The organism is Cyanobacteria bacterium GSL.Bin1 (genome assembly GCA_009909085.1).
Classification (GTDB): Bacteria; Cyanobacteriota; Cyanobacteriia; order Cyanobacteriales; family Rubidibacteraceae; genus Halothece.
This window is the reverse complement of sequence record JAAANX010000194.1, coordinates 41616-52622: the sequence shown is the minus strand read 5'-3', so window position 1 is coordinate 52622 and position 11007 is coordinate 41616. Positions and strand designations below refer to the sequence as shown.

General features: G+C 42.5%; 11 protein-coding genes. 6 read left to right on the top strand and 5 right to left on the bottom strand.

Features of this window, described 5'->3' with window-relative positions:
* Positions 1-12: 12 nt before the first annotated feature.
* From GVY04_22505 to GVY04_22495, 3 genes are all read right to left on the bottom strand, one after another.
* On the bottom strand, positions 13-435 hold the full coding sequence (locus GVY04_22505; protein ID NBD18799.1) for a hypothetical protein: 423 nt from the start codon (positions 433-435) through the stop codon (positions 13-15).
* 646 nt (positions 436-1081) lie between these two features.
* Positions 1082-1525 (bottom strand): hypothetical protein, encoded by a 444-nt coding sequence (locus GVY04_22500; protein NBD18798.1) that lies wholly within the window; start codon positions 1523-1525, stop codon positions 1082-1084.
* Positions 1526-1721: 196 nt separating this feature from the next.
* The gene (locus tag GVY04_22495) at positions 1722-2213 is read right to left on the bottom strand and encodes a cupin fold metalloprotein, WbuC family (GenBank protein NBD18797.1); all 492 of its coding nucleotides are present in this window, start codon (positions 2211-2213) and stop codon (positions 1722-1724) included.
* A 123-nt stretch (positions 2214-2336) separates the two neighbouring features.
* Here GVY04_22495 and uvrB point away from each other — a divergent pair, with 123 nt between their 5' ends.
* Positions 2337-4334 carry an excinuclease ABC subunit UvrB gene (gene uvrB, locus GVY04_22490; protein ID NBD18796.1) on the top strand — a complete coding sequence of 666 codons (1998 nt, stop codon included), beginning with the start codon at positions 2337-2339 and terminating at the stop codon, positions 4332-4334.
* Positions 4335-4367: 33 nt separating this feature from the next.
* On the opposite strand, the gene GVY04_22485 is transcribed toward uvrB, so the two are convergent.
* Positions 4368-4733 carry a carboxymuconolactone decarboxylase family protein gene (locus GVY04_22485; protein ID NBD18795.1) on the bottom strand — a complete coding sequence of 122 codons (366 nt, stop codon included), beginning with the start codon at positions 4731-4733 and terminating at the stop codon, positions 4368-4370.
* A 357-nt stretch (positions 4734-5090) separates the two neighbouring features.
* Between GVY04_22485 and GVY04_22480 the strand changes: the two genes are divergently transcribed.
* The 3 genes from GVY04_22480 (at position 5091) to GVY04_22470 (ending at position 8164) form a co-directional block, all read left to right on the top strand.
* Positions 5091-5339 (top strand): NifU family protein, encoded by a 249-nt coding sequence (locus tag GVY04_22480; GenBank protein NBD18794.1) that lies wholly within the window; start codon positions 5091-5093, stop codon positions 5337-5339.
* A 160-nt stretch (positions 5340-5499) separates the two neighbouring features.
* Entirely contained in the window at positions 5500-7014 is a 1515-nt protein-coding gene (locus tag GVY04_22475) for a site-2 protease family protein (protein ID NBD18793.1), read from the top strand.
* Positions 7015-7210: 196 nt separating this feature from the next.
* The gene (locus GVY04_22470; protein NBD18792.1) at positions 7211-8164 is read left to right on the top strand and encodes a ribonuclease Z; all 954 of its coding nucleotides are present in this window, start codon (positions 7211-7213) and stop codon (positions 8162-8164) included.
* A gap of 121 nt (positions 8165-8285) precedes the next feature.
* Here the strand turns inward: GVY04_22470 and GVY04_22465 are convergent, their stop codons facing one another.
* Positions 8286-8603, bottom strand: a complete 318-nt coding sequence (locus GVY04_22465) for a hypothetical protein (GenBank protein ID NBD18791.1) — start codon at positions 8601-8603, stop codon at positions 8286-8288.
* Positions 8604-8701: 98 nt separating this feature from the next.
* Here GVY04_22465 and GVY04_22460 point away from each other — a divergent pair, with 98 nt between their 5' ends.
* Together GVY04_22460 and GVY04_22455 are read left to right on the top strand one after the other, a co-directional pair.
* Positions 8702-10045 carry a cytochrome P450 gene (locus GVY04_22460; GenBank protein NBD18790.1) on the top strand — a complete coding sequence of 448 codons (1344 nt, stop codon included), beginning with the start codon at positions 8702-8704 and terminating at the stop codon, positions 10043-10045.
* A 172-nt stretch (positions 10046-10217) separates the two neighbouring features.
* Positions 10218-10997 (top strand): hypothetical protein, encoded by a 780-nt coding sequence (locus GVY04_22455; protein ID NBD18789.1) that lies wholly within the window; start codon positions 10218-10220, stop codon positions 10995-10997.
* Positions 10998-11007 lie beyond the last annotated feature (10 nt).

Here is an 11007-nt window from a genome sequence, read left to right as displayed (position 1 = left end):
CAGACTCCGGTTTTATGGATTGAGCCATTTAGCTGCCATAATACCAACGATTGCGGACAAAACGGGGGGACTCAAAAATTGCACCACATTGGGTTGGGTGAGAACGGCTTCAAAAATCTCCGGATAATGCTCATACGTATAAGTCGCCACATGACTAATGTCTTTGGCATTCATTCGTCTGGGATCAGTCGTTTGGATGCTCACCGTCTCGGCTAAGGTTTGTTCCTCAATTCCTTGCTCGCGAAGTTGCTTGATGAGCTGATCGGCAATCCCTTGACGTTGTTCTCGATTCAGATTAGGAATAATTTGCTGAAGTTCCCGTCGAATTAAAGGTGCTGATTTGCTCATCGGCTGGTGATTGGGTTGATGCGGGAAAGAGTTTTGTTCTGCTTGCTTTTGAGTTTTGGGTTTTATTTTTTCGGATTGAGATGACATTTAAAGACTCCTTTTGAATGCAAAATTTTAGCTTGAAAGGAAATAGTTTTATCAAAAATTGTTATCGATTTTTTATTAAGGTAACAAAAGCGCGATCGCGCTCCTTCCCTCGCAAGCAAGAAATAACAATTAAAAACTCCCTTGTCACAGCAAGGGAGCATTGAATCATCCAATAAGGAATATTTGTTCTAAGCTTTGACGCTCCAAAATTTGAAGAAGTTGGATTCTTGGGCTGAATCTTGCCTCCGTCAACTCAGTTGACTGTGGTCTTACAGTCTCATGTCTTGTCCGACTACACCTTTTACAGCAAGCACTCTTCAGGACAACTCCCCAAGCGTTTAGATTTCCGTCCGCCCGACGGTATCGTAAATTTATTTTTCTCTCCCGCCCTTGATCCTTCTTGAGCAGTGGAGCAATGGGGCAAGCGGTTTCCGATACCAACTTGGTGATACTAGCTTTTATACAGCCGGAGCTTTAGTGAGGATAGGTTCGCGTATCACGGCTAATCCAAGATGTCTCCTTTAGCTTACGTTCAATGTACCAGAAACTTTTTCGATTCGCCAACTTCGAGATATCGAATCTCTCCGTTGACCCGCCTTATCACCAACGGCTGAAGCACGTTGGTTTTACGGCGACTTTTATAAATTTAATCAATATAACCCATCAATAAGCTCGGATCATCAATTTGATTAGAGGCAACGGGACGATTGCCAAAGTTAGAATAAGTTTCATCAATTTTGAGCTTGCTTGCTCCAATCGGACGATTTCCAGAAGAATAAAAGTTACCCACAGTTGGCACTTGACTGGCAAAAACGGGACGATCTCCGCCCATGGTATGGAAAGTTTCCGCAATTTTCAATTTACTGGCAAGGATGGGACGATCTCTGCCCATACTACGGAAAGTTCCTGCCAGTTCCAGCTTCCCTCCACTCACCGGACGATCCCCAACTGATTTCAAAGCCAGGGCGTTTTGACTGTCCTGAGTTGCTTTCTCTTCCGATTTGGCTTTGGTTTTAGAAGTGGTTTTAGAAGTGGTTTTCTGTTTCTCAGCTTCTAAGGTCGCATATTCCTGCACTTGTTCTTCACTCATGATAATTTCCTTTTAATTCGCCTTCCCAACTTAAGCTGTTTCTGAAGACAGTTTATCTTTTCCGTTACTGATTTTAAACTTTTAGGTTTTCTTTTGATTTATTTCTATTATAGGAAGTTATGGAGATTTCGTACAAAACCCTTGGCAATTTGGGCAAGAAAAGCTGATCGGACTAATAAAAAAAAATTATAGTTGGTTAGGGAAGGTCAGTCAATCGCGCTTCCCAGGATCGGACTTGTGCTTGCGCCTCCGGTGTTCCTTCCGGAGGAAATGTTGTGAGAAAGTCTTTATCCCTTGCCGGAACATAGGGACCTTCTTTAAGCTCAAATAGAACTGTATTGGGCGCCAAGGCAACTAAGGTGTGAAAGGTTCCTTCGGGAATTTCAATGCCATATTTGTGATCTTGTGGACTAAGTTTCTCAGTATGAATCACGGTTCCTGACTCCTCGAATAGTAAGACTCCCGCTTTTCCTTGTAGCGCGAGAAAAAACTCAAAGCCATTTTTATCTTCTGGACGAGTATGGCGATGGGGACGGACATAAGTTCCGGGTTGCATAATATTGATGAAGCGTTGCACTTGCTCAGAAAGTTGATGAAAATTGTGATTTTTCCGTAGGCGCTGACTATTTGCTGCTTCATTGGCTACGGTATCAATTAGCGTTTGGTTAAGGAGTTTTAGATTCGTCATTGGTCACTGGTCATTCGTTACTCATGATTAATTGTATTTCATTTCTTGTAAAAAGAAAAAATAACTAATAACAAATAACGTCCCCTAATTCACCTTATACTTTAACAGATTAAATAACGCAATATGTCAGATTTTCAACTACAATCATCTTATCAACCGACAGGCGATCAACCGCGCGCGATCGCGCAATTAACCCAATCTTTGCAAAGTAAAAATCGGTTTCAAACCCTTCTGGGGGCAACGGGAACTGGAAAAACTTATAGTGTTGCTCATGTCATTGAAAAAGTCGGTAAACCCACTTTAGTTTTAGCGCATAATAAAACGTTAGCGGCACAATTATGCAATGAGTTGCGAGAATTTTTTCCTAATAATGCGGTCGAGTACTTTATTAGTTATTACGACTATTATCAACCGGAAGCTTATATTCCCGTTTCTGACACTTATATCGAAAAATCCGCTTCAATTAATGATGAAATTGATATGTTGCGCCATTCAGCAACGCGCTCTTTATTTGAACGACAGGATGTTATTGTTGTCGCCTCCATTAGTTGCATTTATGGTTTAGGAATGCCCAGCGAATATCTTAAAGCAGCGATTCCATTACGCTTAGGGGAAGAAGTGAATCAGCGTCAACTGTTAAGAGACTTAGTCTCAGTTCAATATGCCCGCAATGATACAGAATTACAACGGGGAAGATTTCGCTTAAAAGGGGATGTTTTAGAGATTGTTCCGGCGTATGAAGACCGGATTGTTCGGGTAGAATTTTTTGGGGATGAAATTGATGCGCTACGTTATGTTGACCCGACAACGGGGGAAGTTTTAAACAGTTTAAAAGGGATTAATTTATATCCGGCGCGTCACTTTGTGACCCCGGATGAACAATTAGAAGCCGCCTGTGAAAATATAGAATTAGAATTAAAACAACGCTTAGAAGAATTAGAATCGGCAGGGAAACTATTAGAAGCGCAACGGTTAGAACAACGGACTAAGTATGATTTAGAACTCTTAAGAGAAGTGGGATATTGTAATGGCGTTGAAAATTACTCCCGTCATTTAGCTGGCAGAAATGCCGGAGATCCACCGGAATGTTTGGTGGATTATTTTCCTGAGGATTGGCTGTTAGTTGTAGATGAATCCCACGTGACAGTGCCGCAACTGAGAGGAATGTACAACGGCGATCAATCGCGGAAGAAAGTCTTAGTGGAACACGGCTTTCGGCTTCCCAGCGCAGCGGATAATCGTCCGTTGAAAGCGGAAGAATTTTGGGAAAAGGTCAATCAATGTATTTTTGTTTCGGCAACTCCCGGAGATTGGGAAATTGAACAATCGGACGGCAATGTAATTGAGCAAATTATTCGTCCCACGGGTGTCCTTGATCCACAAATCTTTGTTCGTCCGACAGAAGGACAAATTGATGATTTGTTAGGCGAAATTAAAGAGCGCGCTGATAAAAATGAGCGGGTTTTAGTCACCACTTTAACGAAACGGATGGCGGAAGATTTAACCGAATATTGTGAAGAACGAGACATTCGCGTCCGTTATTTACACTCAGAAATTCACTCGATTGAACGAATTGAAATCTTGCAAGATTTACGACAAGGGAAGTTTGATGTTTTAATTGGTGTGAACTTACTTCGGGAAGGATTAGACTTACCAGAAGTGTCTTTAGTTGCCATTTTAGATGCGGATAAAGAAGGCTTTTTACGCTCAGGACGATCCCTGGTGCAAACCATTGGACGGGCAGCGCGTCATGTGGACGGACAAGCCATTTTATACGCTGACAATCTAACTGATAGCATGGACTACGCGATTCAAGAAACGGAACGACGACGAACATTACAAATGGAACATAACGAGAAACATGGCATTACTCCGCAGCCGATTGTGAAGAAACAGAATAATTCCATTCTTGCCTTTCTCGATATTTCCCGGCGTTTAAATGCCCAACAGTTAGAAATGGTCTATGAACAAGCCGATGACTTACCCTTAGATAAAATTCCGCAACTGGTGGAACAATTGGAAGCAGAAATGAAAGAAGCCGCAGAGAATTTAGAGTTTGAAAAAGCCGCTAGCTTGCGCGATCGCGTGAAAAAATTAAGAGAAAAATTGCTCAGACATTAAATCTTTCTCGTAACGATCATCGATATCACAGGGCTAAGCTTCAAACTCTTCCATCGCTTCTATCACATGAACCGCATACATCATTGCGGGACCGCCTCCCATGAGAACAGCCACACTCAGCGCTTCCATAATTTCGTCTTTTGAAGCTCCTGCTTGCAGGGCATCATGGGTATGAAAGGCAATACACCCATCGCAACGAGTGACGACAGCAATGGCTAAGGCAATGAGTTCTTTTGTTTTTGGATCAAGTTGACCAGCCGTGGCAGCCCCTTGATGTAAAGCTGAAAACGCTTTTGCAACATCCGGTTGAGCAGCTGAAAACTTACCCATATATTGTTTGATCTGCTTCAACTGCGCTTGATATGGTTTTTTCTCTGGTGAAGATTGAGTGTTGCTCATCGATAACCTCCTCAAAAATAGGGTCAATGTTTTTAGGGTCTATCTTGTGAGAACGCGAGTAGCAGTTTACTAAAGAAATTATGATTGCTTGAGGTCAGTAATACAATCTTTCTAATTTCACTGTGGCATCTTGATGGGTAAACCGCCACTCACTGGTTATTAATTCTCAACTGGGCGGATCCTATCTCCCCCTGCGACAGACCATTCACGCGATTGGGAAAGTCGGTGAAACCATTACCACTGAGTTTCAATTTAGCGATCTGCAACTCCTCTAACTAAGAGCGGTTGTTTCCGATGTCAGAAACAATCACAATAAGATATAAGGAAACTAGACTGATCAATCAAAAAAGGTAGATTATGGCTGATACTAAACTTGCCCTCACTCCAGAAAACGTAGAAAAAGTCTTAGATGACCTCCGTCCCTATCTCATGGCAGATGGCGGCAATGTCGATTTAGTTGAAATTGAAGGTCCAATTGTGAAACTCAGACTGCAAGGTGCTTGTGGCTCTTGCCCCAGTTCGGCGATGACCCTAAAAATGGGCATTGAGCGTCGTCTCCGGGAATTTATTCCAGAAATTGCAGAAGTGGAACAAGTCATAAATTAAGTGCTGAGTAGTTGCCACTTTTCCCTCTCCTAAATGAATCTAGGAGGGGGCTATTTGATAATTAATAATGAATAATTGATAATTGGTTACTTGTAACTCCATACTGTGGATGGGGCAACACAATAACGACTCACAAGTAACAAATCGCCAGTAACGAATAATGTTTAATAACTCAGAAACTCTCGCCACTAGTGCAATTATCCTCATTGCCGTTGCAATCCTAGTTTGGGGATTCAACCGGGCTCGACCTTATGGCAAAATTGGTATCCTATCTTGGTTACAGTCCGTTGTCCTCATGGCACCGTGGTTGCTATTTTTCGGATTATTTGCAGCAGGAATTTATCTCAACTTGGTGGGAGTGTTGTTGTTGTTATTAACTTCTACCGGAATTTATATTTATTTGGGGAGTCGTTTGCGCTCTGCAGGTCAAGATGTGATGCTGCGTCAACAAGCCAATGAACGCTTACGGGAACAACAATCCTCAGCCCAAGACAATCCAGACCAAGAACCGCAAGAGAATTCAGAAGAGGAAGCTACATCAGGGGCAAAGAAACCCCCCATTCCCGAGGAAGACTTAAAAACCATTCAAAGTTTATTTGGTATTGATACGTTTTTCAGTACAGAAACCATTCCCTATCAAGATGGTGCAATCTTTAAAGGCAACTTACGAGCCGACCCCGAACAAGTCTATCAAGAACTGTCCCAGAAGCTGCACACAGCCTTAGGGGAAAAGTATCGTCTCTTTTTGGTGGAAGGTCCGGAAAATAAACCGGTAGTCATTGTTTTACCCAGTACAAACGATCCGCAACCGAGTACCGTCAGCCAGCAGATCTTAGCCGTTGTCTTAATGGTGGCGACTGCAGTGACCAGTGTGGAAGCCTTTAGTTTATTATTGGGATTTGATTTATTTAATAATTGGGAGCGCTTTCAAGAAGCAGTCCCCTTTGCGCTCGGACTGGCGATTATTTTGGGGGCTCACGAAGTCGGTCATCGGATTATCGCTCAGCGGTATGGCATTTGTTTGAGCTTACCCTTTTTTATTCCCAGTTTACAAATTGGCTCCTTTGGGGCAATTACTCGCATTGAGTCTTTACTCCCCTCCCGCAGCGTTTTATTTGAGTTTGCCTTAGCCGGTCCAGCAGTGGGGGGACTGGTCTCGTTATTAATGCTAATGGCCGGTTTGATTTTGTCGCAACCAGGCAGTTTATTTCAAGTTCCCACTCAATTTTTTCAAGGGTCAATTTTAGTCGGTTCTTTGGCAAAAGTTGTTTTAGGGTCGCAATTACAAGAATCAGTGGTGGATGTCCACCCGCTAACCGTTATTGGTTGGTTAGGACTGGTCATTACAGCTCTCAATTTAATGCCAGCCGGTCAACTGGATGGCGGAAGAATTGTGCAAGCGATTTATGGACGGAAAACAGCTCGCCGGACAACGGTTGCCACTTTAATTGTTTTGGGCATTGTTGCAATTACCAATCCTAGTAACCCGATTCCTCTCTATTGGGGCATTTTAATTTTATTTTTACAACGTAGTCTCGAACGTCCCAGTCTGAATGAGTTAACCGAACCGGATGATGCTAGAGCCGCATTAGGATTGTTAGCATTATTTTTGATGTTAGCTACCTTGATTCCTCTCAGTCCAGGCTTAGCCGGTAAACTGGGGATTGGAATGTAACGGTCAGTGGGGTCAAAGATTACGCCTTCCTAAACCGAAGGCGCCTGTCCTCACTAAAGCTCCGGTGACCGCCCAGCCGCGGTCAATCTTTAATTTAGCTAGATTGATCTGAGGTCGAGGCTAATCAGGCAAAAGGAAGAAATCGCTATTGTCTGTTGTCTAAAACATGAAGAACAAGTAACGAATAACGAAAGCAGTGGAAATTACTTTTTTAGGAACCAGTTCCGGTGTCCCAACGCGATCGCGCAATGTCTCTAGCGTTGCCCTTCGTCTTCCGCAAAAATCAGAAATCTGGCTCTTTGATTGTGGGGAAGGGACGCAACACCAACTCATGCGCAGCGATCTCAAATCTTCTCAAATTCGCCGGATTTTTATTACCCACATGCACGGCGATCATACTTTCGGTTTGCCGGGATTCCTCGCTAGCACGGGGTTAGCCGGAAGCAAAGGCCAAATTGATATTTATGGTCCTCCTGAACTCAAAGACTATCTCAAAGCCTGTACTCACTATTCCCATACCCATTTCGCCAGTCGGGTGCAAGTTCATGGCGTGCAACCGGGTGTTGTGCTAGAAAATGAACAATTCACTGTCACTTGCAATCCTCTCAAACATCGTATTCCCGCCTTTGGTTATGCGGTGACGGAAAAAGATCGTCCGGGGCGGTTTAATGTTGAAAAAGCGAAAGCCCTTGGCATTCCACCCGGTCCGATTTACGGTCGTCTCAAACAGGGAGAAACTATTACTCTACCCAATGGTCGTCGGGTTTCGGGAAAAGATCTCTGTGATCCGGATGAACCCGGTCGCAAATTTGTCTATTGCACAGATACTGTCTTTACTGAAAATGCGGTGGAACTGGCTCAAAATGCCGATGTTTTGATTCACGAGGCAACTTTTGCTCATCAAGATTCAGACCTGGCATTTGAACGACTGCACTCTACCTCAACCATGGCAGCACAAGTTGCCTTGGAAGCGCAAGTCCAACAACTGATTATGACCCATTTTAGTCCGCGCTATGCCCCAGGGAATCCATTGCAACTCAATCACTTACTCGAAGAAGCACAAGCGATTTTTCCCAATACTTGCTTGGCGTATGATTTTATGGAGTATCCAATTCCTCGTCAGCGCCAGTTAGAAACCATTCGTTCCTAAAAAACAAATTACAACGTTTAAGAATGGGGTTCGGTTCACCGAGTAAGATTGCTGTCAAACTGGTTCGACGAGGGGTTACTGTTGCAACCACCGGTGTGATCAAAATGGTTTTAGACCCTCATTAATGATTGTGACCTTCCATTCCCTCAGGCTCTAATTGCTTTTGTGAAGAAACTTCACCCACATTCAGCTCAATAATCGTCATATTTTTTTGTCCCACGCTGACTAAACCCATGGTGATTTGACCAATGGATAGAATTCCCATGGACACTAATCCAACCGAAAATAGACCCATGGGGATTAAACCAATGGAGATTAAACCGTGAGGAACTGCCCCAATGGAGATTAACCCATGAGGAGAGATCCCAATACAGAAGATACCATCATGGGGAGCCACGCCAATATTAAATAATTTTTGTTTTTTGAGGGAGAGTCGCATTTCTTTTTTTTTCTCGACGATCAGTGCTATAAGAACATAAGTGATTTTTCTTAGATTTGTCAAAAGACATCTTGTCGAATTTCCATTATTCAACATTTATGAAGCAGACAATTCCTGGTTTAGAAACCCCTCCGCTATTGCAAACCTTAGAACTGATTGCTAACCCAATTCGCTTTTTTCAGAAATATCAACATCGCTATGGAGATATCTTTTCCGCAAGAATTTTAGGGAATCAGTCCCCTAATATATTTTTTGTCGGTGACCCGCAAGCCATCGAAACAATTTTCACAGCCCCTCCAGAACAATTTCAGTTGGGAAAAATCACTCATGTTTTTCGCCCTTTTACTGGCAATCAATCCCTCATTATGTTGGATGGAGAAGAGCATTTGCGACAGCGTAAGTTATTAATGCCGCCCCTACATGGTAAGCGGATGCACTTCTATCAGGATGTGATTTGTGAATTAACCGAAGAATTGTTATCCACACTTCCGAAAAATCAGCCTTTTTCCAGCCGGAATTTAACGGCTAAAATTACATTAAAAGTTATTTTGCGTGTGGTTTTTGGCATTAAATCGGATGCGCGATCGCGCCAACTTGAGCAATTAATTACGGAACTGCTAGAAGCCATTACTAATCCTCTCTATTCCAGTTTATTTTTCTTTCCTCCCTTACAAATTGACTTAGGGAAATATAGTCCTTGGGGTCACTTTGTTCGTAAACAACGTGCAATCGATACTTTAATTTATGAAGAAATTAAAGAACGTCGCCAACAAGACTATTCACAAAAAACTGATATTTTAAGTTTATTATTATCCGCTAAGGATGAAGGGGGTAATGGAATGAGTGATTCAGAGTTGCGCGATCAGTTGATTACACTGCTTTTTTTAGGTCATGAAACAACAGCCTCTGCTCTGGCTTGGATGTTTTATTGGGTATATTCCTTACCAGAAATATGGAACCAATTAAATACAGAAATGCAATCTTTAGGCTCTTCTCCTTCTCCGCAAACTTTACTAGAATTGCCCTATTTAGATGCAGTTTGTAAAGAAACATTAAGACTCTATCCCATTGCTTTAATTGCTCAGCCGAGAATCGTTCAGGAAACAATTCAACTTCATCATCAGTCATTTTCACCGGAAACGATTTTAGTCCCTTGTATCTACTTAGCTCATCATCATGAAGTCACTTTTCCCCAGTCCCACTCCTTCCAACCAGAGCGATTTTTAAATCATCAATTTAGTCCCTATCAATATTGCCCTTTTGGTGGAGGAAATCGTGCTTGTATTGGCGCTGCATTTTCTTTGTACGAAATGAAATTAATTTTCGGTACTATTTTTGCTAATCTATCTTTAAAGCTCGCCCCTCAAGCTCCGGTTAAACCAGTGCGCAGGGGAATTACAATTGTTCCTTCCGGAGGAGTGAAAATGATTTGCCAAGCTTAACTCAATCGCAGAAATAATTAGTAGGAATAGAAAGAGATGAGATCAATAAAAAATGGGGAATAAGACAGTTTTAAGTGACAATTAAAAAAGTATCACGAAATACCATACACAAAGTAAAATGACTTCGTCAGAATGTAAGATAGCACTTGTAATCAAATAGGTTGGAACTGTAATGAAATTTTTAAAAAATTGGGGAATTCGTCTCGGCTTATGTAGCGGTGCCATGCTTAGCGTATTTTTGGGCCTGACACCTGGCACTCTGGCGCTACCGCAAGCTCAAATTATTCAAAAACTTCAGCAAGTTCCTGTATTTACGGTCGCCAATGAAAATGGGTCACCTCTTGTGGCTTCGGGTGAAAATGATAGCCGTGTCGCTGGAGTTTTTATTAGTCAGCAGGATGCCCAAGAATTTGTGGGTCGTTTGAAGAAAGAGAATCCGGAATTAGGACAACAAGTGCAAGTGGTTGCGCTTTCTTTAGGCAGAGTCTACCAACTGGATCAGGAAAATGAAAGTAAAGAAGATGGTATTGATTTTGCTTATGTTCCCATGGAAAAGGAAGTAGAGTCTGCTCTTTCTTTACTGCAAGAACAGGGTCAAGAAGTACAAGAGTTCTCAGGCGTACCACTATTTATTGCCCGTGGGGGTGAAAATGAAGGGTATTTAATGGTCGAACGAGAAGGTCAGCAAATTATTCCGATGTTCTTTGAAAAGAGCCAACTTCAGGAAATGGTTGAGCAATTTAAGCAAAGCCAACCTGAGCAAGCCCAATCTGTGCAAATTGATGTGGTGACCTTGCAGAGTATGCTCCAGACTTTAGAAGAGAAAAATGATGAACAACTCAAACAAGTCGTTTTAGTCCCGTCTCAAGAGTCTTTAGAGTTTTTGCAGACTGTCTCAGAGCAAGCGCCCCAACAAGCAGCACCTGAGCAAAGTCCCCAACCGGCAGAATAAATCTAGCAAC